Source organism: Streptomyces sp. NPDC058691, assembly GCF_042714775.1.
Lineage (GTDB): Bacteria > Actinomycetota > Actinomycetes > Streptomycetales > Streptomycetaceae > Actinacidiphila.
The window spans coordinates 210,740-234,746 of the sequence record NZ_JBHXSO010000003.1 but is presented as its reverse complement, the minus strand read 5'-3'; the positions used below and the strand labels follow the sequence as shown (position 1 = coordinate 234,746).

Here is a 24,007-nt window from a genome sequence, read left to right as displayed (position 1 = left end):
CTCGCGAACCGAACCGTAGGGGATCGATGACTGACTATGGCCGGAGCTCAGGCTCCGAAGCATGGCACCCCGAAGACCCTCTCTTCGGTGACCAGTGGGGACAACAGCAGCAGCCGCAGCACCCTCAGCAGCAGCAGTACGCCCAGCAACAGCAGCAGCAACAGCAGTACCCGCAGCAGCATTCCCAGCAGCAACAGCAGTACCCCCAGCAACAGCACCCGCAGGCCCAGCACCCACAAGCCCAACACCCGCAGCAACAGCACCCGCAGGCCCAGCAGGCGCCGTACCAGCAGCAGGGTGGCTGGGACCCCTATGGCGGTACCGGTCAGCAGCCGCGGTACCCGTACGACGCCCAGCAGCAGCAGTACGACTCGTGGGGCACCCCGGCGGGTTACGGCGGCGACCCCTACGGCGGCCAGCCGCAGCCCGACTACTACGGCCAGAACGGCTACCCGCCCCCGCAGCCGCCGGACCAGCGGTACCAGGAGCAGCAGCAGGCCCCGCAGGGGTACGAGCAGGCGCCCCCGCAGCAGGTCCCGCAGCGGCCGCAGCCGCAGCCCCAGCGCCCGCAACCGCAGCGCCGCCAGCCGGAGCCGTCCCGCCCCGAGTGGGACGACGAGACCGAGGCGGCCGACGACCACGCCTTCTTCTCCGGCGGCGGTGACGACGACGAGGACGACGACGACCACGCCTCCGGCCGCGGCGACCGGCGCGGCGGCAAGTCCGGCAAGGGCGGCAAGAAGCGCCGCAGCGGCATGGCCTGCCTCGTCGTGCTCGTCGTGCTCGGCGGCGGCCTGGCCGGCGTGACGTACTTCGGCTACTCGTACTACCAGACGCACTTCGGCCCGGCCCCCGACTTCGCGGGCCAGGGCACCGGAGAGGTGCAGGTCGAGATCCCGCAGGGCGCCAGCGGCATCGAGATCGGCAACGCCCTCAAGAAGGCCGGCGTGGTCAAGAGCGTCGACGCCTTCACCACGGCCACGACCCAGAACCCCAAGGGCAAGCTCATCCAGGCCGGCGTGTACGTCCTCCACAAGGAGATGTCCGCCGCCAACGCCGTCAAGATGATGCTCGACCCCAGTTCCCAGAACGTCCTGATCATCGCCGAGGGCCTGCGGGACGCGCAGATCTACTCGGTCATCGACGCCAAGCTGGGACTGTCGGAGGGCACCACCAAGAAGATCGCCTCGTCCCAGCCCGACAAGCTCGGCATGCCCTCCTGGGCGGACGACGGAGCCGACATAAAGGATCCGCTGGAAGGATTCCTCTTCCCTTCCCGCTACAGCATCGGCAAGGACACCAAGCCCGCGGACCTGCTGAAGCAGATGGTCAAGCAGGCGACCGCGGAGTACGAGAAGGACGACCTGCAGGCGCAGGCGAAGAAGGTCGGCATGACGCCGCACGAGGTCATCACCATCGCCAGCCTGGTGCAGGCCGAGGCGAAGGAGGACGACGAGTTCGGCAAGGTCTCGCGGGTCATCTACAACCGCCTCGACCAGGACATGTTCCTGGGCTTCGACTCGACGATCAACTACGCCAAGGGCCGCAGCACGCTCAACACCTCCACGGCCGACACCAAGGACCCGTCGCCGTACAACACGTACAACCACAAGGGCCTGCCGCCGGGGCCGATCGGCAACCCCGGGCACCAGGCGATCGAGGCGGCGCTGCATCCGACGAAGGGCAACTGGCTGTACTTCGTGACGGTCAAACCCGGTGACACGCGCTTCACCAACAGCGCGGCCGAGCACGACAAGAACGTGCAGGACTTCAACAAGTACCAGCGGGAGCACGGCGGCTGATGACCGACGGCAGGCGGGCGGCGGTGCTCGGATCGCCCATCGCCCACTCCTTGTCGCCCGTGCTGCACCGCGCCGCCTACGCGGAGCTGGGGCTGGACGACTGGACGTACGAGCGGTTCGAGGTCGGTGAGGAGGCCCTGCCCGGTTTCCTTGAGGGGCTGGAGCAGGGCGGCGGGCGCTGGGCCGGTCTGTCGCTGACGATGCCGCTGAAGCGCGCGGTGATCCCGCTGCTCGACGGGATCAGCGACACGGCGGCGTCGGTGGAGGCCGTCAACACGCTGGTGTTCGGCGAGGACGGCCGCCGCACCGGCGACAACACCGACATCCCCGGCATGGTGGCGGCCCTGCGCGAGCGCGGGGTGGGGCGTGTGCCGGCGGCCGCCGTCCTCGGTGCGGGCGCGACCGCGTCCTCCGCCCTGGCCGCGCTGGCGCAGATCTGCGACGGCGAGGTCACCACATACGTGCGCAGCACCGCCCGCGCGGCCGAGATGCGGCAGTGGGGCGAGCGGCTGGGCGTTTCCGTGCGTACGGCGGCATGGGAGGACGCGCACCGCGCTTTCGACGCGCCCCTGGTGGTCTCCACGACCCCGGCCGGCACCACGGACGCGCTCGCCGCGGCCGTGCCGCCGGTCCCGGGCACGCTGTTCGACGTGCTGTACGACCCCTGGCCGACGGCACTGGCCGCCGCATGGTCCGCCCGTGGGGGAGCGCTCGTCGGCGGGCTCGACCTGCTGGTGCACCAGGCGGTGCTCCAGGTGGAGCTGATGACCGGCCGCCGGCCCGCCCCCCTGGCGGCGATGCGCGCCGCGGGCGAGGCGGCGCTGCACCGCTCCTGAGGCTCCGGACCCTCCGGCACCCTCCGCACCCGGCGTCCGCCCGGCGGACGGTGCTCCGCCCTCGCGCGGATACGTGAAAGGATCGAGGCAGGCACGGCCGGTCCGGCCCGCCCTGTGCGGGCCGGCCCTTGGAGAAGGAGCGAGCACCCTTGAGCACGTTGCGCTGGCTGACCGCGGGGGAGTCGCACGGCCCCGCACTCGTCGCCACGCTGGAGGGCCTGCCCTCCGGTGTGCCGATCACCACCGCCATGGTGGCCGACCACCTCGCGCGGCGGCGGCTGGGCTATGGCCGTGGTGCCCGTATGAAGTTCGAGCAGGACCAGGTCACCTTCCTCGGCGGCGTGCGCCACGGGCTGACCATGGGCTCGCCGGTCGCGGTCATGGTCGGGAACACCGAGTGGCCCAAGTGGGAGGAGGTCATGTCGGCCGACCCGGTCGACCCGGAGATCCTCGCCGGACTGGCCCGCAACGCCCCGCTGACCCGCCCGCGCCCCGGCCACGCCGACCTCGCCGGCATGCAGAAGTACGGCTTCGACGAGGCCCGGCCGATCCTGGAGCGCGCCTCCGCCCGCGAGACCGCGGCCCGTGTCGCGCTGGGCGCCGTGGCCCGCTCCTACCTCAAGGAGACGGCCGGCATCGAGATCGTCTCCCATGTCGTGGAGCTCGCCTCGGCCAAGGCTCCGTACGGCGTCCTGCCCACCCCGGCCGATGTCGAGAAGCTCGACGCCGACCCCGTGCGCTGCCTCGACGCCGACGCGAGCAAGCGGATGGTCGCGGAGATCGACCAGGCCCACAAGGACGGTGACACGCTCGGCGGCGTCGTCGAGGTGCTGGCGTACGGCGTGCCGGTCGGTCTCGGCAGCCACGTCCACTGGGACCGCCGCCTCGACGCCCGGCTCGCCGCCGCCCTCATGGGCATCCAGGCCATCAAGGGCGTCGAGGTCGGCGACGGCTTCGAACTCGCCCGCGTGCCCGGCTCCAAGGCGCACGACGAGATCCTGGCCACCGCCGACGGCATCCGCCGCTCCTCCGGCCGTTCCGGCGGCACCGAGGGCGGCCTGTCCACCGGTGAGCTGCTGCGTGTGCGCGCCGCGATGAAGCCCATCGCCACCGTGCCGCGCGCCCTGGCCACCGTGGACGTGACCACCGGCGAGGCCACGCAGGCCCACCACCAGCGCTCCGACGTCTGCGCCGTTCCGGCCGCGGGCATCGTGGCCGAGGCGATGGTCGCCCTGGTGCTGGCCGACGCGGTGGCCGAGAAGTTCGGCGGCGACAGCGTCACCGAGACCCGCCGCAATGTGCGCGGTTACCTCGACAACCTGGCGATCCGGTGAGCGCCCCGGTCGTCGTGCTGGTCGGGCCGATGGGCGTGGGCAAGACCACCGTCGGCGAACTGCTGGCCGAACGCCTCGGCGTGACCTGCCGGGACACCGACGCCGACATCGTCGAGGCCGAGGGCCGGCCGATCTCGGACATCTTCGTGGAGGACGGCGAGGAGCACTTCCGGGCCCTGGAGGCCCGGGCGGTGCGGGCCGCGCTGGCCGAGCACCCCGGTGTGCTCGCGCTCGGCGGCGGCGCGATCCTCAGCGAGGACACCCGGCGCCTGCTGGCCGGGCTGCCCGTGGTCTTCCTCGACATGGACGTCGCCGAGGCCGTCAGGCGCGTCGGTCTCGACGCCGCCCGGCCGCTGCTCGCCGTCAACCCGCGGCGGCAGTGGCGGGAGCTGATGGACGCCCGGCGCCCGCTGTACACCGAGGTCGCCCGCGCCGTGGTCACCACGGAGGACCGCACACCCGAGGACGTTGCCGACGCCGTCCTGGACGCACTGGAGCTGAAGACCGCATGACCGAGCACGCCGCCCACGCCACCGTTCGCATCCCGGTCGGGGGCAGTGCGGGTACCGAGCCGTACGAGGTCCTGATCGGCCGGCAGCTCCTCGGCGAGCTGCCCGGCCTGATCGGCGACAAGGCGGCGCGTGTCGCCGTGATCCACCCGGAGGCGCTCTCCGCCACCGGCGAGGCGCTCCGGGACGACCTGGCCGAGCAGGGCTACGAGGCCGTCGCCATCCAGGTGCCGAACGCGGAGGAGGCCAAGACCGCCGAGGTCGCCGCGTACTGCTGGCGGGCGCTCGGCCAGTCCGGGTTCACCCGCACGGACGTCGTGGTCGGCGTCGGCGGCGGCGCCACCACCGACCTGGCCGGCTTCGTCGCCGCCACCTGGCTGCGCGGCGTGCGCTGGATCGCCGTCCCGACCACCGTGCTGGGCATGGTCGACGCCGCCGTCGGCGGCAAGACCGGCATCAACACCGCCGAGGGCAAGAACCTCGTCGGCGCGTTCCATCCGCCGGCCGGCGTGCTGTGCGACCTCGCCGCCCTGGAGTCGCTCGCGGTCAACGACTACGTCAGCGGCCTCGCGGAGATCATCAAGGCGGGCTTCATCGCCGACCCGGTCATCCTCGACCTGATCGAGAGCGACCCGGCCGCCGCCCGCACCCCCGACGGCGCCCACACCGCCGAGCTGATCGAGCGGGCCGTCCGGGTCAAGGCCGAGGTGGTCTCCGCCGACCTCAAGGAGTCGGGCCTGCGCGAGATCCTCAACTACGGCCACACCCTCGGGCACGCCATCGAGAAGAACGAGCGGTACGACTGGAGGCATGGCGCGGCCGTCTCCATCGGCATGGTCTTCGCCGCCGAACTCGGCCGTCTCGCCGGGCGGCTGGACGACGCCACCGCGGACCGGCACCGCACGGTGCTGGAGTCGGTGGGACTGCCGCTGACCTACCGAGGGGACCAGTGGCCCCGGCTGCTGGAGACCATGAAGGTCGACAAGAAGTCCCGGGGCGACCGTCTCCGGTTCATCGTCCTGGACGCCCTCGCCAAGCCCACCGTCCTGGAGGCACCCGACCCCGCGGTGCTCCTCGCCGCCTACGCGGAGATCTCCAAGTAGCCACCGGCATCGCGGTCGCCGAACGGCCGGGCACCCCGCGGGGTGCCCGGCCGTTCACACAACTACGGCCGTTGACGATACCGTTCGGTCGAACCTGAAAGCACTTGTACGGGACGGAGTGGCCGCGATGCAGCATGGCGTGGGCGCGCCTCTGCCACCGCCGCACGGCGGACAGCCGGCAGCCGGCCGGCCGGGGCCGCCGCCGCAGCAGCCCCCGGCGGCGACCGGCCACTTCCCGATGGCCCCCGGTGCCCCCGTCCAGCACCCGGGACCGCCGCCCCAGCAGAGCCACCAGCCCGGCGCCGACCCAGGTGCCGCCTCCGGCGCGAACCCCGGTACGGGCCCCGGCGCCCCCCTTCCGCGTCCCGGGCACGGCCCCGTCGCCGTCCTGCTCATCGGCGCGGCGGGAGCGGGCAAGACCACCATCGCCCGCCACTGGGCCGACCACCGCGGTGTCCCCACCGCCCATGTCAGCCTGGACGACGTGCGCGAATGGGTCCGTTCCGGCTTCGCCGACCCCCAGTCGGGCTGGAACGACCACTCCGAGGCGCAGTACCGTCTCGCCCGCCGCACCTGCGGCTTCGCCGCCCGCAACTTCCTGGCCAACGGCATCTCCTGCATCATCGACGACGCCGTCTTCCCCGACCGCCCCGTCGTCGGCCTCGGCGGCTGGAAGCGCCACGTCGGCCCGGGCCTGCTGCCCGTCGTGCTGCTCCCCGGCCTCGACGTCGTGCTGGCCCGCAACGCGCAGCGCACCGGAAACCGGCGGCTGACCGACGAGGAGGTCGCCCGCATCCACGGCCGCATGGCCGGTTGGTACGGGTCCGGGCTGCCGATCATCGACAACTCGCACCTGGACGTCTCCGCGGCGGCCGCCGCCCTCGACAGCGTCGTCACCCGCAGCCTCCAGGGCCCGCCCACCTGGTAGGCCGCCGGGTGGCCCGGCTCGACAGGCCGAGCGGCGGGACCCGACGTACGCTCACCACATGTCCGAGGTGCACGCTGCCCGCAGGGAACGTCTGCGGGACCGTTGCGCGGCGTCCGGAGCAGCGGCGGCGCTGGTCTCCCGCCCCGCGAACGTCCGCTATCTGACCGGCTGCTCCCCGCCCGGCACGGTGCTGCTCATCACCCCCGGCCCCGAGGACGTCCTGGTGCACGGCCGCCACCCCTCCGGCGACCTCGCGGAAGGGCGTCTCCCCGACGACGTGCGCGCCGTCGTGCTGCCGAGCCCCGACGCCGATCCCGCGGTCGTCGCCGCGAGCCTCGCCGCGGAGCGGAAGGCCGAGACGGTGGCCGTGGAGGAGCACCACCTCACCGTGGCCCGCCACCGGGCGATGGGCACGGCCGCGCCCGGTGTCCGCCTGACCGACCTGGGGACGGCCGTGGAGCAACTCCGGCTGGTCAAGGACGAGCAGGAGATCTCCGCTCTGCGCATCGCCGCCGAGATCGCCGACCAGGCCCTCAGCGAGCTGCTGGAGTCCATCCTGGTGGGGCGTACCGAGCGCCATCTCGCGCTGGAGCTGGAACGCCGCCTCATCGACCACGGCGCCGACGGGGCCGCCTTCCCCACCTGCGTCGGCACCGGACCGCACTCGGGCGCCTCGCGCCATCTGCCCACCGACCGGCGGGTCGAGGAGGGCGACTTCCTGACCGTGCGGCTGGGCGCCTGCTACCGCGGCTACCGCTGCGAGGTGGGCCGCACCTTCGTCATCGGCACGTCCCCCGCCGACTGGCAGATCGAGCTGTACGACCTCGTCTTCGCCGCCCAGCGGGCCGGCCGGGAGGCACTGCTGCCAGGGGCCGCGTGCCGCGACGTGGACCATGCCGCCCGGCATGTCCTGGAGTCCGGCGGATACGGCGACGTGCTGGGCGAGAGCACGGGACACGGGGTCGGACTGGAGATCGGCGAGGACCCTCGGTTGTCACCGGGCGCCATGGGTAAACTGGACGCTTGCGTGCCGGTCACCGTCGAACCGGGGGTCCACCTCCCGGGCCGCGGCGGCGTCCGGATCGACGACACACTCGTCGTGCGTCCCCCGACGGACGGCGGGCCCGAGCTACTCACCATCACGACCAAGGAGCTGCTCGCCCTGTAGCGGTGGGCAGCTGTTCGGTCCCCTAAACAGCAGTGCAGGAGAATCCGCAACCGTGGCCACCACGAACGACCTCAAGAACGGCCTCGTGCTCAAGCTCGACGCCGGCCAGCTCTGGTCCGTAGTCGAGTTCCAGCACGTCAAGCCCGGCAAGGGCCCCGCCTTCGTCCGTACGAAGCTCAAGAACGTGCTCTCCGGCAAGGTCGTCGACAAGACCTTCAACGCCGGCGTGAAGGTCGAGACGGCCAACGTCGACAAGCGCGGGATGCAGTTCTCCTACAAGGACGGCGAGAGCTTCGTGTTCATGGACATGGACACGTACGACCAGATCTACATCACCCCCGAGGTCGTCGGCGACGCCGCCCACTTCCTCCTGGAGGGCTTCGAGGCCGTCGTCGCCATGTACGAGGGCGCGCCGCTGTACATCGAGCTCCCGGCCGCCGTCGAGCTGGTCATCGAGTACACCGAGCCGGGCGTCCAGGGCGACCGCTCCACCGGCGGCACCAAGCCGGCCAAGCTGGAGACCGGCTACGAGATCGGCGTCCCGCTCTTCATCACCACCGGTGAGAAGATCAAGGTCGACACCCGCACGGGTGAGTACCTCGGCCGGGTGACCAGCTAACCGTGGCCGCTCGTAACAAGGCCCGCAAGCGTGCCTTCCAGATCCTCTTCGAGGCGGAGCAGCGGGGCGTCGACCCCAAGTCCGCCATGGCGGACTGGATCAGGCTCGCCCGCACCGACGACCGGCAGCCGCCGGTCAGCGAATACACGATGAAACTCGTCGAGGGCTACGCCGAACGGGCGAAGCGGATCGACGAATTGCTCTCGAAGCACGCCGTGGGCTGGACCCTCGACCGGATGCCGGTCGCCGACCGCAACATCCTGCGTCTGGGCGCCTACGAGCTGATCTGGGAGGACGACGTCCCCGACGCCGTCGCCCTGGACGAGGCCGTGCAACTGGCCAAGGAGTTCTCCACGGACGACTCGCCCTCGTTCGTGAACGGCCTGCTGGCCCGCCTGAAGGAGCTCAAGCCGAGCCTGCGCGAGGATCTGCGTGAGGGCCTCCGCGAGGACGGCCTGCGCGAGGACTGAGCCTCCCCGCGACCCACGGGCCCGGAACGCCTACGCGTTCCGGGCCCGTCGTGTGCCCCGCCCCGGCGCCGTCCGGCGCGGAACACAAACGCCCCCGCGCGGTGTCCGAAAGGCCACCGCACAGGGGCGTGAACGTTTCTGCTTCCCGAGGGTGTCAGCCCTCCTCGTGCTGCACCGCGCGCCGTGCGTCCGCGTCGAGGACGCCCCAGCCGATGAGCTGCTCGGTCAGGACCGAGGGCGACTGGTCGTAGATGACGGCGAGGGTGCGCAGGTCGTCCTGGCGGATCGACAGCACCTTGCCGTTGTAGTCACCGCGCTGGCTCTGGATCGTGGCGGCGTACCTCTGCAGCGGGCCGGCCTTGTCGGACGGCACCTGGCCGAGGCGCTCGAGATCGAGGACGAGCTTCGGCGGCGGCTCGGCGGCACCACCGGGCGCGGAACCGGGCAGGAGCTCCTGGACCGGCACGCCGTAGAAGTCGGCGAGCTCGGCGAGCCGCTGCACCGTCACCGCGCGGTCTCCACGCTCGTACGAGCCGACCACGACGGCCTTCCAGCGCCCCTGGGACTTCTCCTCGACGCCGTGGAGGGAGAGTCCCTGCTGTGTGCGGATGGCACGGAGCTTCGCTCCGAGCTGTTTGGCGTAATCGCTGGACATAACGCTCCCCGGACGGAAACTCAGTAACTCACTGTGAGGTTACGCAGCGTAATTGGAATCCGTCAAGCCGAATGGTCCACACCGGTCCCCCGGACGAGCGAGGTCATCGGCGCGTCACCCGCGACGGAGCAGGTCAGCGGGGCTGGTACGGTGGTCCTGTACGTTTTGGCGTCCTTTAAGACCCGTCCTGTGAGGCGGGGAAGGGGGTCCATTTTCCATGGCCGCACACAGCGAGGCCTCAGCGGTGCCGTCCCGGCCCGTGCTGGAGGCGCAGGACATCGAGCGGGTGCTGACCCGCATCGCCCACGAGATCGTCGAACGCGCCAAGGGCGCCGACGACGTGGTGCTCCTCGGCATTCCGACCCGCGGCGTCCACCTGGCGCACAGACTCGCCGACAAGCTCGAGGGCATCACCGGCGGCAAGGTCCCGGTCGGCTCGCTCGACATCACCATGTACCGCGACGACCTGCGGCTCGGCCCGGCCCGCGCGCTCGCCCGCACCGAGATCCCGGCCGACGGCGTGGACCGCCGCCTGGTCGTCCTCGTCGACGACGTGCTCTTCTCCGGCCGCACCATCCGTGCCGCCCTCGACGCGCTGAACGACATCGGCCGCCCGCGCGCGGTGCAGCTGGCCGTCCTCGTCGACCGCGGGCACCGCGAGCTGCCCATCCGTGCCGACTACGTCGGCAAGAACATCCCCACCTCGCTGCGCGAGACCGTCAAGGTCCACCTGACCGAGGAGGACGGGCGCGACTGCGTCCTGCTCGGCGTACGCGACGGTTCCCCGGCGGAGGAGTAGCGCGGCTCCGCCCCGTATCCCGGGGCATAGCCATGCCCGCCCGTCCCCCGGCACGAGCCGTCCGGGAGACGCCGCGTGCCGCCCCTCTGCCCGCCCCCGCACGCATCCTCCGGAGTGACCGATGAAGCGCCACCTGATCTCGGCGGCCGACCTCACCCGCGACGACGCCCTCCTCGTGCTCGACACCGCCGAGGAGATGGCCCGCGTCGCCGACCGCCCCATCAAGAAGCTCCCCACCCTGCGCGGCCGCACGGTCGTCAACCTCTTCTTCGAGGACTCGACCCGCACCCGCATCTCCTTCGAGGCCGCCGCCAAGCGACTGTCGGCCGACGTCATCAACTTCTCCGCCAAGGGGTCCTCGGTCTCCAAGGGCGAGTCGCTGAAGGACACCGCGCTCACCCTGGAGGCGATGGGCGCCGACGCCGTCGTCATCCGCCACCACATGTCCGGCGCCCCGCACCGCCTCGCGTACTCCGACTGGATCGGCGGCAGCGTGGTCAACGCGGGTGACGGCACCCATGAGCACCCCACCCAGGCGCTGCTGGACGCCTTCACCATGCGCCGCCATCTGTCCGGCCTCGGCCGCGACCTGGCGGGCCGGCGCGTCACCGTCGTCGGCGATGTGCTGCACAGCCGCGTGGCGCGCTCCAATGTGCTGCTGCTGAACACCCTGGGCGCCGAGGTCACCCTGGTGGCGCCGCCCACCCTGCTGCCGATTGGCGTCGAGAACTGGCCCTGCGAGGTCTCGTACGACCTGGACGCGGTGCTCGCCAAGACCGACGCCGTCATGATGCTGCGCGTCCAGCGCGAGCGCATGAACGCCGCGTTCTTCCCGACCGAGCGCGAGTACTCGCGCCGCTACGGCCTCGACGGCATCCGGATGGCCGCCCTGCCGGAGCACGCCATCGTGATGCACCCCGGACCGATGAACCGCGGCATGGAGATCACCGCCGAGGTCGCGGACTCGCCGCGCTGCACCGCCGTCGAGCAGGTCAAAAACGGCGTCAGCATCCGCATGGCCGTCCTGTACCTGCTGCTCGGCGGCGCCGAGCCCGCCGTCTCCGGTCCCGCCCCCGCCCGCACCGCTGAGGAGAGCAAGTGAACATGAGCCCGACCCCGAGGACGCTGATCCGCGGCGCGAGGATCCTGGGCGGCGACCCGCAGGACGTCCTGATCGACGGTGAGACGATCGCGGCGGTCGGCGCGGGCCTGGCCACCCCCGAGGGCGCCACCGTGGTCGAGGCCGCGGGCAAGGTCCTCCTGCCGGGTCTGGTCGACCTCCACACCCATCTGCGCGAGCCCGGCCGTGAGGACTCCGAGACCGTCCTCACCGGCACGCGGTCCGCCGCGGCCGGCGGCTACACGGCCGTGCACGCGATGGCCAACACCTTCCCGGTCGCCGACACCGCGGGCGTCGTCGAGCAGGTCTGGCGCCTCGGCCGCGAGCACGGCTACTGCGACGTCCAGCCGGTCGGCGCCGTCACCGTGGGCCTGGAGGGCAAGAAGCTCGCCGAACTCGGCGCGATGGCCGACTCCGCCGCCGGGGTGCGGGTCTTCTCCGACGACGGCAAGTGCGTGGACGACGCGGTGATCATGCGCCGCGCCCTGGAGTACGTGAAGGCCTTTGACGGCGTGGTCGCCCAGCACGCCCAGGAGCCGCGGCTGACCGAGGGCGCGCAGATGAACGAGGGCGTCGTCTCCGGCGAGCTGGGGCTGACCGGCTGGCCGGCCGTCGCCGAGGAGTCGGTCATCGCCCGCGACGTGCTGCTCGCCGCCCACGTCGGCTCCCGCGTGCACATCTGCCACCTGTCCACGGCCGGCTCCGTCGAGATCGTGCACTGGGCCAAGTCCAAGGGCTGGGACGTCACCGCCGAGGTCACCCCGCACCACCTGCTCCTCACCGACGAGCTGGTGCGCTCGTACAACCCCGTCTACAAGGTCAACCCGCCGCTGCGCACCGAGGCCGACGTCATGGCACTGCGCGAGGCGCTGGCCGACGGCACCATCGACTGCGTGGCCACCGACCACGCCCCGCACCCGCACGAGGACAAGGACTGCGAGTGGGGCGCGGCCGCGATGGGCATGATCGGCCTGGAGACCGCGCTGTCGGTCGTCCAGCACGCCATGGTCGACACCGGGCTGCTGGACTGGGCCGGCGTCGCCGACCGGATGTCCTTCCGGCCCGCCGTCATCGGCCGCCTGGCCGGTCACGGACGGCCCGTCTCGGTCGGTGAGCCCGCCAACCTGACGCTGGTGGATCCGGCATACCGTGGTGTGGTGAATCCCGCGGGCTTCGCCTCCCGCAGCCGCAACACCCCCTACGAGGGTCTGGAGCTGCCGGGCCAGGTGTTCGCCACTTTCCTGCGGGGCAAGGCGACGGTCATGGACGGGAAGCTCTCGTGACACCTCTGGTACTCATCGCGGCGGAGGGAAAGCACTCCGCCCAGGTCACCGACTGGTCCGCCCGGATCGGCTGGGTCGTCGGCCTGCTCCTGTTCATCGCCCTCGTCTACTGGCTGATGCGCCAGGGCTGGAGGTGGCGCGGCACCCTCCAGGGCGACGTGCCCGCCCTCCCGGTGGCACCCGAGGAGACCGGTGAGCCCCGGCCGGCCCTGCTGTCGATGCGTGGCCGCTACCACGGCAGCACCAACGCCGGGCAGTGGCTCGACCGCATCGTCGCCCACGGCCTGGGCGTGCGCAGCCGCGCCGACCTCACTTTGACCGAGCGGGGCGTGGACGTCGTCCGCACCGGCGCGCCGGACTTCTTCATCCCGGCCGGGGCCCTGCGCGGCGCGCGCCTCGACAAGGGCATCGCGGGCAAGGTCCTCACCGAGGGCGGTCTGCTGGTGATCACCTGGGCGCACGGCGACCGGGAGATCGACTCGGGCTTCCGCTCCGACCACTCCGATGAGCACATCGCGTGGGTCGAGGCCCTGAACACCCTTACGCACGACCAGGAAGGCGCACGATGACGACCTCCGCCCAGCGGCCCGCGAGGGTCCCTGCCGTACTCGTCCTGGAGGACGGCCGCACCTTCCGCGGCCGTGCCTACGGGGCCGTGGGGGAGACCTTCGGCGAGGCCGTCTTCTCCACCGGCATGACCGGCTACCAGGAGACGCTGACCGACCCCTCGTACCACCGCCAGGTCGTCGTGATGACCGCCCCGCACGTGGGCAACACCGGTGTCAATGACGAGGACCCGGAGTCCTCGCGCATCTGGGTGGCCGGCTACGTGGTCCGCGACCCCGCCCGCGTGTCCTCCAACTGGCGCGCACGGCGCACCCTGGACGAGGAACTGACCCGCCAGGGCGTCGTCGGCATCAGCGGCATCGACACCCGCGCCCTCACCCGCCACCTGCGCGAGCGCGGCGCCATGCGCGTCGGGATCTTCTCCGGCGACAAGGCGCACACCGACGAGGCCGCCCTCCTCGCCGAGGTGCAGGCCGCCCCGCAGATGACGGGCGCCGACCTGTCAGCGGAGGTCGCCACCAAGGAGCCGTACGTCGTCCCGGCGATCGGCGAGAAGAAGTTCACCGTCGTCGCCCTGGACCTCGGCATCAAGGGCATGACGCCGCAGCGCATGGCGGAGCGCGGCATCGAGGTGCACGTCCTGCCCGCGGGCGCCTCCCTGGAGGAGGTCTACGCGGCCGGCCCCGACGGCGTCTTCCTCTCCAACGGCCCGGGCGACCCGGCCACCGCCGACCTGACCGTCATCCAGGGCGTCCTGGAGCGGAAGACCCCGCTGTTCGGCATCTGCTTCGGCAACCAGTTGCTCGGCCGGGCCGTCGGCTTCGGCACGTACAAGCTCAAGTACGGCCACCGCGGCATCAACCAGCCGGTGCAGGACCGTTCCACCGGAAAGGTCGAGGTCACCGCCCACAACCACGGATTCGCCGTGGACGCGCCGCTCGACCAGGTCACCGACACCCCCTACGGGCGGGTCGAGGTCTCCCACGTCTGCCTCAACGACAACGTGGTCGAGGGCCTGCGACTGCTCGACACCCCCGCCTTCAGCGTCCAGTACCACCCCGAGGCAGCCGCAGGTCCGCACGACGCCGCGTACCTGTTCGACCGCTTCGTGAAGCTCATGGAGGGCCAGCGTGCCTAAGCGCACCGATATCCAGTCCGTCCTGGTCATCGGCTCCGGCCCGATCGTCATCGGCCAGGCAGCCGAGTTCGACTACTCCGGCACCCAGGCCTGCCGTGTCCTGCGCGCCGAGGGCCTGCGGGTGATCCTGGTCAACTCCAACCCGGCCACGATCATGACCGACCCGGAGATCGCCGACGCCACCTATGTGGAGCCGATCACCCCGGAGTTCGTCGAGAAGATCATCGCCAAGGAGCGCCCCGACGCGCTGCTGCCCACCCTGGGCGGCCAGACCGCGCTCAACACCGCGATCTCGCTCCACACGGCGGGCGTCCTCGACAAGTACGGCGTCGAGCTGATCGGCGCCAATGTGGAGGCCATCAACAAGGGCGAGGACCGCGACCTGTTCAAGGACGTCGTCAGTGCCGTCCACGCCAAGATCGGCCACGGCGAGTCCGCCCGCTCGGTCATCTGCCACACCATGGACGAGGTGATCGCCGGCGTCGGCACGCTCGGCGGCTACCCGGTCGTCGTCCGCCCCTCCTTCACCATGGGCGGCGCCGGCTCCGGCTTCGCCCACGACGAGGAGGAACTGCGCCGCATCGCCGGCCAGGGACTCACGCTCTCCCCGACCACCGAGGTGCTCCTGGAGGAGTCCATCCTCGGCTGGAAGGAGTACGAGCTGGAGCTCATGCGCGACAGACACGACAACGTCGTGGTCGTCTGCTCCATCGAGAACTTCGACCCCATGGGCGTGCACACCGGCGACTCCATCACGGTCGCGCCCGCGATGACGCTGACCGACCGCGAGTACCAGATCCTGCGCGACATCGGCATCGCCGTGATCCGCGAGGTCGGCGTCGACACCGGCGGCTGCAACATCCAGTTCGCGGTCGATCCCGAGGACGGTCGGGTCATCGTCATCGAGATGAACCCCCGGGTCTCCCGCTCCTCCGCGCTCGCCTCCAAGGCGACCGGCTTCCCGATCGCCAAGATCGCCGCCAAGCTGGCCGTCGGCTACACCCTCGACGAGATCCCCAACGACATCACCGAGCAGACGCCGGCTTCCTTCGAGCCGACGCTCGACTACGTCGTCGTCAAGGTGCCGCGCTTCGCCTTCGAGAAGTTCCCGGCCGCCGACTCGACCCTCACCACCACCATGAAGTCGGTCGGCGAGGCCATGGCGATCGGCCGCAACTTCCCCGAGGCGCTGCAGAAGGCGCTGCGCTCGCTGGAGAAGACGGGCAGCCAGTTCGCCTTCACCGGCGAACCGGGCGACAAGGGCGGGCTGCTGCTCACCGCGGGGCGCCCCACCGACGGCCGGATCAACACCGTCATGCAGGCGATCCGGGCCGGTGCGACGCCGGAGGAGGTCTTCGACGCGACGAGGATCGACCCCTGGTTCGTCGACCAGCTCTTCCTGATCAAGGAGATCGCCGACGAGCTGGCGGCCGCCGGCAAGCTCGACCCCGAGCTGCTGGCCGAGGCCAAGCGCTACGGCTTCTCCGACTCGCAGATCGCCGCGGTCCGGGGCCTGCGCGAGGACGTCGTCCGCGAGGTCCGGCACGCGCTCGGCATCCGCCCGGTCTACAAGACGGTCGACACCTGCGCCGCCGAGTTCGCCGCCCGCACCCCGTACTTCTACTCGTCCTACGACGAGGAGACCGAGGTCGCGCCGCGCGAGAAGCCCGCCGTGATCATCCTCGGCTCCGGCCCGAACCGCATCGGCCAGGGCATCGAGTTCGACTACTCCTGTGTGCACGCCTCCTTCGCACTGCACGACGCGGGCTACGAGACCGTCATGGTCAACTGCAACCCGGAGACCGTCTCCACCGACTACGACACCTCCGACCGGCTCTACTTCGAGCCGCTCACCCTGGAGGACGTCCTGGAGATCGTCCACGCCGAGCAGCAGGCCGGCCCCGTCGCGGGCGTCGTCGTCCAGCTCGGCGGGCAGACCCCGCTCGGCCTCGCGCAGGCCCTCAAGGACAACGGCGTGCCCGTCGTCGGCACCTCGCCCGAGGCCATCCACCTCGCCGAGGACCGCGGCGCCTTCGGCCGCGTCCTGGCGAAGGCCGGCCTGCCGGCCCCCAAGCACGGCACGGCCACCACCTTCGAGGAGGCCAAGGCCATCGCCGACGAGATCGGCTACCCGGTCCTGGTGCGCCCCTCGTACGTGCTCGGCGGCCGCGGCATGGAGATCGTCTACGACGAGACCCGCCTCGCCTCCTACATCGCGGAGTCCACCGAGATCGGCCCGGACCGCCCCGTCCTGGTCGACCGCTTCCTGGACGACGCCATCGAGATCGACGTCGACGCGCTCTACGACGGCCACGAGCTCTACCTCGGCGGCGTCATGGAGCACATCGAGGAGGCCGGCATCCACTCCGGCGACTCCGCCTGCGCCCTGCCCCCGATCACGCTGGGCGGCCACGACATCAAGCGGCTGCGCGCCTCCACCGAGGCCATCGCCAAGGGCGTCGGCGTCCAGGGTCTGATCAACATCCAGTTCGCCCTGGCCGGGGACATCCTGTACGTGCTGGAGGCCAATCCGCGCGCCTCCCGCACCGTGCCCTTCACCTCCAAGGCGACGGCGGTGCCGCTGGCCAAGGCCGCCGCTCGCATCTCGCTCGGCGCCACCGTCGCCGAGCTGCGCGCGGAGGGCCTGCTGCCGGCCCACGGCGACGGCGGCACCCTGCCGCTCGACGCGCCGATCTCCGTCAAGGAGGCCGTGCTGCCCTGGAGCCGCTTCCGCGATGTGCACGGCCGCGGCGTGGACACCGTCCTCGGCCCGGAGATGCGCTCCACCGGCGAGGTCATGGGCATCGACTCGGTCTTCGGCACGGCGTACGCCAAGTCGCAGGCCGGTGCCTACGGCGCGCTGCCGACCAAGGGCCGCGCCTTCGTCTCGGTGGCCAACCGCGACAAGCGCGCGCTGATCTTCCCGGCCCGGGCCCTGGTGGAGCACGGTTTCGAGCTGCTGGCCACCTCCGGTACCGCCGAGGTGCTCAAGCGCAACGGCATCGAGGCCACCGTCGTCCGCAAGAAGAGCGAGGGCACCGGCCCGAACGGCGAGCCGACGGTGGTCGACCTCATCCACGACGGCGCGATCGACCTCATCGTCAACACCCCGTTCGGCACCGGCGGCCGCCTCGACGGCTACGACATCCGCACCGCCGCCGTGGCCCGTGGCGTCCCGTGCCTGACCACCGTGCAGGCGCTCGCCGCGGCGGTGCAGGGGCTCGACGCCCTCGCCCGGGGCGACGTCGGGGTCCGTTCCCTGCAGGAACACGCGGAACGCCTCATCGCCGCCCGCGAGGCGTAGGCCACCGAGGGGGACACCGCAGCGGTGTCCCCCTCGGCATGAGCCCCCTCGACCCGCCGCCCCGCCGCAGAAGGGCCCCATGTACTCGCTCCTGTTCCGCCTGATCTTCAAGCGCCTCGACCCCGAGCAGGCGCACCACCTCGCCTTCGGGTGGATCCGCCGTGCCGCCCGTGTGCCCGTCCTGCGCACCTTCGTCGCCACGCTCCTCGCGCCCCGGTACCGGGAGCTGCGCACCGAGGCCTTCGGCCGCCGGATGCACGGCCCCTTCGGGCTCGCCGCCGGCTTCGACAAGAACGCGGTCGGCATCGACGGGCTGACCATGCTCGGCTTCGACCACGTCGAAATCGGCACCGTCACCGCCCAGCCGCAGCCCGGCAACCCCCGGCAGCGGCTGTTCCGCCTGATCGAGGACCGGGCGCTGATCAACCGCATGGGCTTCAACAACGAGGGCTCCGCCGCGGTGGCCGAGCGCCTGGCCGCCCGCACGGCGGTCTTCCCGACGACCGTCGGCGTCAACATCGGCAAGACCAAGGTCGTCCCCGAGGGGGAAGCGGTCGCGGACTACGTGACGTCCACGGAGCGGCTTGCCCGGCACGCCGACTACCTCGTCGTCAACGTCTCGTCGCCCAACACCCCCGGACTGCGGAATCTGCAGGCCGTCGACCACCTGCGGCCGCTGCTCACCGCCGTGCGCGAGGCCGCCGACCGCACCGTGCCCGGCCGCCGGGTCCCGCTGCTCGTCAAGATCGCGCCCGACCTCGCCGACGAGGACGTTGACGCCGTCGCCGACCTCGCCCTCGAACTCGGCCTCGACGGCATCATCGCCACCAACACCACCATCGCCCGCGACGGCCTCGGCCTGCGCTCCGGCTCCCCCCTGGTCAAGGAGACGGGCGGGCTGTCCGGCGCCCCGCTCAAGGCACGCTCCCTGGAGGTGCTGCGCCGCCTGTACGCCCGGGTCGGCGACCGGATCACGCTGGTCGGGGTCGGCGGCGTCGAGACCGCCGACGACGTCTGGGAGCGCGTCCTGGCCGGGGCGACCCTGGTCCAGGGTTACAGCGCCTTCATCTACCAGGGCCCCTTCTGGTGCCGCACGATCCACCGTGGCCTGGCGGCACGTCTCAAGGCCGGCCCGTACGCCACCCTCGCCGACGCCGTCGGCGCCGACACCCGGAAGGCAGCCGCCCCGTGATGAGCCCCGAGCCCTTCGGCGCACGCCTGCGCCGCGCCATGGACACCCGCGGCCCGCTCTGCGTCGGGATCGACCCGCACTCCTCCCTGCTCACCGCCTGGGGCCTGAGCGACGACGTCGCGGGCCTGGAGCGCTTCACCCGCACCGTGGTGGAGGCCCTCGCCGACCGGGTGGCCGTGCTGAAGCCGCAGAGCGCCTTCTTCGAGCGCTTCGGCTCGCGCGGCATCGCCGTGCTGGAGCGGGCGGTGGCCGACGCCCGCGCCGCGGGCGCCCTCGTGGTGATGGACGCCAAGCGCGGCGACATCGGCTCCACCATGGAGGCGTACGCCGCCACGTACCTCGACCCGGCGTCGCCGCTCTTCTCCGACGCCGTCACCGTCAGCCCCTACCTGGGCTTCGGCTCGCTGCGCCCGGCCCTGGACGCGGCGCGCGCGAGCGGCGGCGGGGTCTTCGTCCTGGCGCTGACCTCGAACCCGGAGGGCGCGGAGGTGCAGCGGTCAACCGCGCCGGACGGCAGGTCGCTCGCACAGGTGATGCTGGACCACATCGCCGCCGAGAACGCCGGCGCCGCGCCCCTCGGCTCCGTCGGCGCGGTCGTCGGCGCCACCCTGGACCGGGCGGGTGTGGAACTGGCCGTGAACGGCCCGCTCCTGGCCCCCGGAATCGGCGCCCAGGGGGCCACGGCCAAGGATCTGCCGAGGGTGTTCGGCGACGCGGTGCGCAACGTCGTACCCAGTGTGAGCCGGGGCGTTCTGCGGCACGGGCCGTCGGTCTCCGCGCTGCGTGATGCGGCCCGGCAGGAGGCCGCGCAGCTCGCCGAAGCCGTCAAGTAGGAGTCAAGACGTCCGGAAACCTGCTCAGATTTGTCCGGAAAGTCCTGGTCGATTGACGCTGACCAGGACTTTTCTTCTTGTTTGCGCTGACTGTGAGCGTTCGGGCCGCTAGTCTCCGACGAGAGCGCGCAAGGTGCGCGTTTCACGTTGCCCCTGCAGGTGGGGGGCAGCTAGGTTCCACACCGATCCGTATCCGACAGTTCTACTTCCGAGGTGACGTAGGCGTGGCTCTTCCGCCCCTTACCCCTGAACAGCGCGCTGCCGCGCTCGAGAAGGCCGCCGCGGCTCGCCGGGAGCGCGCCGAGGTCAAGAATCGGCTCAAGCACTCCGGCGCCTCGCTGCACGAGGTCATCAAGCAGGGCCAGGAGAACGACGTCATCGGCAAGATGAAGGTCTCCGCCCTCCTGGAGTCCCTGCCCGGCGTGGGCAAGGTCCGCGCCAAGCAGATCATGGAGCGGCTCGGCATCTCCGAGAGCCGCCGGGTCCGTGGGCTCGGTTCCAACCAGATCGCGTCCCTGGAGCGCGAGTTCGGCAGCCCCGCTGTCTGACGTTCCCAGCACCCTCCGGGAACCGGGATAATCGCTCCATGAGTGAACGTCCGCGGCTGACCGTGCTCTCCGGCCCCTCGGGGGTCGGCAAGAGCACGGTCGTCGCTCATATGCGCACAGTCCACCCCGAGGTCTGGCTCTCGGTCTCGGCCACCACCCGCAGGCCGCGGCCCGGGGAGGAGCACGGGGTGCACTACTTCTTCGCCGACGGCGACGAGTTCGACAAGCTCGTCGCCAACGGCGAACTGCTGGAGTGGGCCGAATTCGCCGGCAACCGGTACGGCACCCCGCGCCAGGCCGTCCTGCAGCGGCTGGACGCCGGCGAACCGGTCCTGCTGGAGATCGACCTCCAGGGCGCGCGCCAGGTCCGGGAGTCGATGCCCGACGCCCAGCTGATCTTCCTCGCGCCGCCGAGCTGGGACGAGCTGGTCCGCCGGCTCACCGGTCGCGGCACCGAACCGCCCGAGGTCATCGAGCGCCGTCTGGAGGCCGCCCGGATCGAGCTGGCGGCCGAGACGGAGTTCGACACCACCCTGGTCAACACGTCCGTCGAGGACGTGGCTCGCGAGCTGCTAGCCTTGATGACCGTAGACTGATCTTTTGTGGTCTTTTCCGGACGAGCCCGGGAGCCGACCAAATGCGGCCCGCGGACCCGCCCGGAGCACAGCAGGTCGTCGATGTTGATCCAGGTTCATCCAGTCCATCCAATCGGAAGGTAGAGCGTGTCCTCTTCCATCACCGCGCCCGAGGGCATCATCAACCCGCCGATCGACGAGCTGCTCGAGGCCACTGACTCGAAGTACAGCCTCGTGATCTACGCGGCCAAGCGCGCCCGTCAGATCAACGCGTACTACTCGCAGCTGGGCGAAGGCCTGCTCGAGTACGTCGGCCCCCTCGTGGACACCCACGTGCACGAGAAGCCGCTGTCGATCGCGCTGCGCGAGATCAACGCGGGTCTGCTGACCTCCGAGGCCATCGAGGGCCCGGCTCAGTAGCACGACCCAGGCATGCATCAGGGGGCCCGGCGGCCGAGCCGCCGGGCCCGTGGTGTGTCATGGGCGGGTACGCACACGGGTCCACACAGCGCGGGAGAGACGATGGGGAAGCCACAGGTCGTCCTGGGCGTGAGCGGCGGGATCGCCGCCTACAAGGCGTGCGAGCTGCTGCGCCGGTTCACCGAGTCCGGCCACCAGGTGCGGGTCGTGCCCACCGCCTCGGCCCTGCACTTCGTCGGCGAGGCCACCTGGTCCGCGCTGTCCGGCAACCCCGTCTCGACGGAGGTCTGGGAGTCCGTCCACGAGGTGCCGCATGTGCGCATCGGGCAGGGCGCCGATCTGGTCGTGGTCGCCCCCGCCACCGCCGACGTGCTGGCCAAGGCGGCCCACGGGCTCGCCGACGACCTGCTGACGAACACGCTGCTGACCGCGCGCTGCCCGGTGGTGTTCGCGCCCGCGATGCACACCGAGATGTGGGAGCACCCGGCCACCCAGGAGAACGTGGCCACGCTCCGCCGACGCGGCGCGATCGTGATCGAGCCCGCCGTCGGCCGGCTCACCGGCGTCGACACGGGCAAGGGCCGGCTGCCCGACCCCGCCGAGATCTTCGAGGTCTGCCGCCGGGTGCTGCTGCGGGGCCCGCGCGCCCTGGAGGCCGACCTGGCCGGACGCCACGTCGTGGTCAGCGCCGGTGGTACCCGCGAGCCGCTGGATCCCGTCCGGTACCTGGGCAACCGCTCCTCGGGCAAGCAGGGCTACGCCCTGGCCCGCACCGCCGTCGCCCGGGGGGCCCGGGTCACCCTGGTCGCCGCCAACACCGCGCTCGCGGACCCGGCCGGCGTCGACGTCGTCCGGGTGGGCACCGCCGTGCAGCTGCGCGAGGCAGTCCTGAAGGCCGCCGCCGACGCCGACGCGGTGGTCATGGCGGCGGCCGTCGCCGACTTCCGCCCGGCCCGCTACGCGGAGGGCAAGATCAAGAAGAAGGACGGCGAGGAGCCCGCACCCCTTGAGCTGGTGCGCAACCCCGACGTCCTCGCCGAGCTCTCCGCCGGACGGCCCAACCCCGAGCAGGTCGTCGTGGGCTTCGCCGCCGAGACCGACGACGTGCTGGCCAACGGTCGCGCCAAGCTCGCCCGCAAGGGCTGCGACCTGTTGGTCGTCAACGAGGTAGGCGACCACAAGGCCTTCGGGACCGAGGAGAACGAGGCCGTGATCCTCGGCGCCGACGGCAGCCAGACCCCGGTGCCGCACGGCCCCAAGGAGGCCCTGGCCGAACAGGTCTGGGACCTGGTCGTCGGACGTCTTGCCTGATCATCGCCCCGGTCGGGCTGCGACACTCCGTGTCGTGCGAGCGCGCTACTGGCGTTCGGGCCCAGGGTGCTGGACAGTGTTGCAGGTCACGGCGTTCCCAACGTACGAGATGCCGTGTCCGTCTTCGTGATACGAACGATAAACTGACCCCTGGCTTGCCGGGCGCAGCCCCGCGCGAGCCACCCATGATCAGCCAGCAGCCGCTGCAACCCCAGGGAGCGATGTGTCCCGCCGCCTGTTCACCTCCGAGTCCGTCACCGAGGGCCACCCCGACAAGATCGCTGACCAGATCAGCGACACGATCCTCGACGCCCTGCTCAAGGAGGACCCCACCTCCCGCGTCGCCGTCGAGACGTTGATCACCACCGGCCTGGTGCACGTCGCCGGAGAGGTCACCACCAAGGGCTACGCGGACATCGCGACCCTGGTGCGCAACAAGATCCTCGACATCGGCTACGACTCCTCGAAGAAGGGCTTCGACGGCGCCTCCTGCGGTGTCTCGGTGTCCATCGGCGCGCAGTCCCCGGACATCGCGCAAGGTGTCGACACGGCGTACGAGAGCCGCGTCGAGGGCGATGAGGACGAGCTGGACAAGCAGGGCGCCGGCGACCAGGGCCTGATGTTCGGCTACGCCTGCGACGAGACCCCCGAGCTGATGCCGCTCCCGATCACGCTCGCGCACCGTCTCTCCCGGCGCCTGACCGAGGTTCGCAAGAACGGGACCATCCCGTACCTGCGCCCCGACGGCAAGACCCAGGTCACCATCGAGTACAACGGCGACAAGGCCGTGCGCCTGGACACCGTCGTGGTCTCCTCCCAGCACGCCAGCGACATCGACCTGGACTCGCTGCTCGCGCCCGACATCCGCGAGTTCGTCGTGGAGCCGGAGCTCAGGGCGCTCCTGGACGACGGCATCAAGATCGACACCGAGGGCTACCGCCTGCTGGTGAACCCGACCGGGCGTTTCGAGATCGGCGGCCCGATGGGCGATGCCGGCCTCACCGGTCGCAAGATCATCATCGACACCTACGGCGGCATGGCCCGCCACGGTGGTGGCGCCTTCTCCGGCAAGGACCCGTCCAAGGTCGACCGCAGCGCCGCCTACGCGATGCGCTGGGTCGCCAAGAACGTGGTCGCCGCCGGCCTCGCCTCGCGTTGCGAGGTCCAGGTCGCGTACGCGATCGGCAAGGCGGAGCCCGTCGGTCTCTTCGTCGAGACCTTCGGCACCCACACGGTCGACCCCGAGCGGATCGAGCAGGCCATCGGCCAGGTCTTCGACCTGCGCCCCGCCGCGATCATCCGCGACCTCGACCTGCTCCGCCCGATCTACTCCCAGACCGCGGCGTACGGGCACTTCGGCCGCGCCCTCCCGGACTTCACCTGGGAGCGCACCGACCGCGTCGAGGCGCTGCGCGAGACGGTCGGCCTGTAGGACCGCATCGCACAGGACATCGGGGACGGCTCCGGACCGCACGGTCCGGGGCCGTCCCTGT

Annotated in this window: 23 protein-coding genes; 22 read left to right on the top strand and 1 reads right to left on the bottom strand. The window is 71.5% G+C overall.

From position 1 onward, the window contains the following. Window positions 1-26 precede the first annotated feature (26 nt). The 9 genes from mltG (at window position 27) to nusB (ending at window position 8,769) form a co-directional block, all read left to right on the top strand. A complete protein-coding gene (mltG, locus tag ACFWVC_RS03805) occupies window positions 27-1,802 on the top strand; it encodes an endolytic transglycosylase MltG (protein ID WP_384276157.1) in 1,776 nt (591 codons plus the stop codon). Next, complete coding sequence (locus ACFWVC_RS03800; RefSeq protein WP_384276153.1) at window positions 1,802-2,638, top strand: shikimate dehydrogenase; 837 nt, start codon at window positions 1,802-1,804, stop codon at window positions 2,636-2,638. Before mltG ends, ACFWVC_RS03800 begins: the two co-directional genes overlap by 1 nt. Window positions 2,639-2,787: 149 nt before the next feature. Further along, the gene (gene aroC / locus ACFWVC_RS03795; RefSeq protein WP_384276146.1) at window positions 2,788-3,972 is read left to right on the top strand and encodes a chorismate synthase; all 1,185 of its coding nucleotides are present in this window, start codon (window positions 2,788-2,790) and stop codon (window positions 3,970-3,972) included. Then, on the top strand, window positions 3,969-4,484 hold the full coding sequence (locus ACFWVC_RS03790; protein ID WP_384276141.1) for a shikimate kinase: 516 nt from the start codon (window positions 3,969-3,971) through the stop codon (window positions 4,482-4,484). The genes aroC and ACFWVC_RS03790 overlap by 4 nt, the downstream gene beginning before the upstream one ends. Next, window positions 4,481-5,584, top strand: coding sequence for a 3-dehydroquinate synthase (aroB, locus tag ACFWVC_RS03785; protein WP_384276134.1), 1,104 nt, complete (start codon window positions 4,481-4,483; stop codon window positions 5,582-5,584). Before ACFWVC_RS03790 ends, aroB begins: the two co-directional genes overlap by 4 nt. Window positions 5,585-5,711: 127 nt before the next feature. Further along, window positions 5,712-6,512 (top strand): AAA family ATPase, encoded by an 801-nt coding sequence (locus ACFWVC_RS03780; RefSeq protein ID WP_384276128.1) that lies wholly within the window; start codon window positions 5,712-5,714, stop codon window positions 6,510-6,512. Window positions 6,513-6,570: 58 nt separating this feature from the next. Beyond that, the gene (locus ACFWVC_RS03775; protein ID WP_384276122.1) at window positions 6,571-7,680 is read left to right on the top strand and encodes an aminopeptidase P family protein; all 1,110 of its coding nucleotides are present in this window, start codon (window positions 6,571-6,573) and stop codon (window positions 7,678-7,680) included. Between the two features lie 52 nt (window positions 7,681-7,732). Continuing rightward, window positions 7,733-8,299 (top strand): elongation factor P, encoded by a 567-nt coding sequence (gene efp, locus ACFWVC_RS03770; RefSeq protein WP_384276117.1) that lies wholly within the window; start codon window positions 7,733-7,735, stop codon window positions 8,297-8,299. A gap of 2 nt (window positions 8,300-8,301) precedes the next feature. Further along, complete coding sequence (gene nusB / locus ACFWVC_RS03765) at window positions 8,302-8,769, top strand: transcription antitermination factor NusB (protein ID WP_384276109.1); 468 nt, start codon at window positions 8,302-8,304, stop codon at window positions 8,767-8,769. A 154-nt stretch (window positions 8,770-8,923) separates the two neighbouring features. Here the strand turns inward: nusB and ACFWVC_RS03760 are convergent, their stop codons facing one another. Beyond that, window positions 8,924-9,424: a transcriptional regulator gene (locus tag ACFWVC_RS03760; protein ID WP_360914905.1), complete on the bottom strand. Its 501-nt coding sequence runs from the start codon at window positions 9,422-9,424 to the stop codon at window positions 8,924-8,926. Window positions 9,425-9,641: 217 nt separating this feature from the next. Between ACFWVC_RS03760 and pyrR the strand changes: the two genes are divergently transcribed. The 13 genes from pyrR (at window position 9,642) to metK (ending at window position 23,946) form a co-directional block, all read left to right on the top strand. After that, window positions 9,642-10,223, top strand: a complete 582-nt coding sequence (pyrR, locus tag ACFWVC_RS03755; RefSeq protein WP_384276096.1) for a bifunctional pyr operon transcriptional regulator/uracil phosphoribosyltransferase PyrR — start codon at window positions 9,642-9,644, stop codon at window positions 10,221-10,223. A 121-nt stretch (window positions 10,224-10,344) separates the two neighbouring features. Beyond that, a complete protein-coding gene (locus ACFWVC_RS03750) occupies window positions 10,345-11,325 on the top strand; it encodes an aspartate carbamoyltransferase catalytic subunit (protein ID WP_384276088.1) in 981 nt (326 codons plus the stop codon). 2 nt (window positions 11,326-11,327) lie between these two features. Beyond that, window positions 11,328-12,626, top strand: coding sequence for a dihydroorotase (locus ACFWVC_RS03745; RefSeq protein ID WP_384276081.1), 1,299 nt, complete (start codon window positions 11,328-11,330; stop codon window positions 12,624-12,626). Further along, window positions 12,623-13,195 (top strand): hypothetical protein, encoded by a 573-nt coding sequence (locus ACFWVC_RS03740; protein ID WP_384276074.1) that lies wholly within the window; start codon window positions 12,623-12,625, stop codon window positions 13,193-13,195. The genes ACFWVC_RS03745 and ACFWVC_RS03740 overlap by 4 nt, the downstream gene beginning before the upstream one ends. Beyond that, on the top strand, window positions 13,192-14,331 hold the full coding sequence (carA, locus tag ACFWVC_RS03735; RefSeq protein WP_384276069.1) for a glutamine-hydrolyzing carbamoyl-phosphate synthase small subunit: 1,140 nt from the start codon (window positions 13,192-13,194) through the stop codon (window positions 14,329-14,331). The genes ACFWVC_RS03740 and carA overlap by 4 nt, the downstream gene beginning before the upstream one ends. Then, window positions 14,324-17,635 carry a carbamoyl-phosphate synthase large subunit gene (carB, locus tag ACFWVC_RS03730; RefSeq protein ID WP_384276062.1) on the top strand — a complete coding sequence of 1,104 codons (3,312 nt, stop codon included), beginning with the start codon at window positions 14,324-14,326 and terminating at the stop codon, window positions 17,633-17,635. Before carA ends, carB begins: the two co-directional genes overlap by 8 nt. A gap of 79 nt (window positions 17,636-17,714) precedes the next feature. Next, the gene (locus ACFWVC_RS03725; protein WP_384276052.1) at window positions 17,715-18,827 is read left to right on the top strand and encodes a quinone-dependent dihydroorotate dehydrogenase; all 1,113 of its coding nucleotides are present in this window, start codon (window positions 17,715-17,717) and stop codon (window positions 18,825-18,827) included. After that, complete coding sequence (pyrF, locus tag ACFWVC_RS03720) at window positions 18,827-19,660, top strand: orotidine-5'-phosphate decarboxylase (protein WP_384276044.1); 834 nt, start codon at window positions 18,827-18,829, stop codon at window positions 19,658-19,660. Before ACFWVC_RS03725 ends, pyrF begins: the two co-directional genes overlap by 1 nt. Before the next feature lie 224 nt (window positions 19,661-19,884). Next, window positions 19,885-20,208 carry an integration host factor gene (locus ACFWVC_RS03715; RefSeq protein WP_089227789.1) on the top strand — a complete coding sequence of 108 codons (324 nt, stop codon included), beginning with the start codon at window positions 19,885-19,887 and terminating at the stop codon, window positions 20,206-20,208. Window positions 20,209-20,246: 38 nt separating this feature from the next. After that, entirely contained in the window at window positions 20,247-20,804 is a 558-nt protein-coding gene (gene gmk, locus ACFWVC_RS03710; protein ID WP_384276033.1) for a guanylate kinase, read from the top strand. A 126-nt stretch (window positions 20,805-20,930) separates the two neighbouring features. After that, the gene (gene rpoZ / locus ACFWVC_RS03705) at window positions 20,931-21,203 is read left to right on the top strand and encodes a DNA-directed RNA polymerase subunit omega (RefSeq protein ID WP_005319902.1); all 273 of its coding nucleotides are present in this window, start codon (window positions 20,931-20,933) and stop codon (window positions 21,201-21,203) included. Between the two features lie 102 nt (window positions 21,204-21,305). Further along, complete coding sequence (gene coaBC / locus ACFWVC_RS03700) at window positions 21,306-22,514, top strand: bifunctional phosphopantothenoylcysteine decarboxylase/phosphopantothenate--cysteine ligase CoaBC (RefSeq protein ID WP_384276025.1); 1,209 nt, start codon at window positions 21,306-21,308, stop codon at window positions 22,512-22,514. 223 nt (window positions 22,515-22,737) lie between these two features. Beyond that, window positions 22,738-23,946, top strand: a complete 1,209-nt coding sequence (gene metK, locus ACFWVC_RS03695) for a methionine adenosyltransferase (RefSeq protein WP_384276022.1) — start codon at window positions 22,738-22,740, stop codon at window positions 23,944-23,946. Window positions 23,947-24,007: the final 61 nt, after the last annotated feature.

Bases quoted from the DNA above. Each gene is read 5' to 3' on its own strand.
- ACFWVC_RS03775 (WP_384276122.1), top strand. From the start codon at position 6,571: ATGTCCGAGGTGCACGCTGCCCGCAGGGAACGTCTGCGGGACCGTTGC.
- carA (WP_384276069.1), top strand. From the start codon at position 13,192: ATGACGACCTCCGCCCAGCGGCCCGCGAGGGTCCCTGCCGTACTCGTC.
- ACFWVC_RS03725 (WP_384276052.1), top strand. From the start codon at position 17,715: ATGTACTCGCTCCTGTTCCGCCTGATCTTCAAGCGCCTCGACCCCGAG.
- ACFWVC_RS03745 (WP_384276081.1), top strand. From the start codon at position 11,328: ATGAGCCCGACCCCGAGGACGCTGATCCGCGGCGCGAGGATCCTGGGC.
- pyrF (WP_384276044.1), top strand. From the start codon at position 18,827: ATGAGCCCCGAGCCCTTCGGCGCACGCCTGCGCCGCGCCATGGACACC.
- gmk (WP_384276033.1), top strand. From the start codon at position 20,247: ATGAGTGAACGTCCGCGGCTGACCGTGCTCTCCGGCCCCTCGGGGGTC.
- ACFWVC_RS03780 (WP_384276128.1), top strand. From the start codon at position 5,712: ATGCAGCATGGCGTGGGCGCGCCTCTGCCACCGCCGCACGGCGGACAG.
- aroB (WP_384276134.1), top strand. From the start codon at position 4,481: ATGACCGAGCACGCCGCCCACGCCACCGTTCGCATCCCGGTCGGGGGC.
- mltG (WP_384276157.1), top strand. From the start codon at position 27: ATGACTGACTATGGCCGGAGCTCAGGCTCCGAAGCATGGCACCCCGAA.
- coaBC (WP_384276025.1), top strand. From the start codon at position 21,306: ATGGGGAAGCCACAGGTCGTCCTGGGCGTGAGCGGCGGGATCGCCGCC.
- ACFWVC_RS03760 (WP_360914905.1), bottom strand. From the start codon at position 9,424: ATGTCCAGCGATTACGCCAAACAGCTCGGAGCGAAGCTCCGTGCCATC.
- ACFWVC_RS03800 (WP_384276153.1), top strand. From the start codon at position 1,802: ATGACCGACGGCAGGCGGGCGGCGGTGCTCGGATCGCCCATCGCCCAC.
- pyrR (WP_384276096.1), top strand. From the start codon at position 9,642: ATGGCCGCACACAGCGAGGCCTCAGCGGTGCCGTCCCGGCCCGTGCTG.
- ACFWVC_RS03750 (WP_384276088.1), top strand. From the start codon at position 10,345: ATGAAGCGCCACCTGATCTCGGCGGCCGACCTCACCCGCGACGACGCC.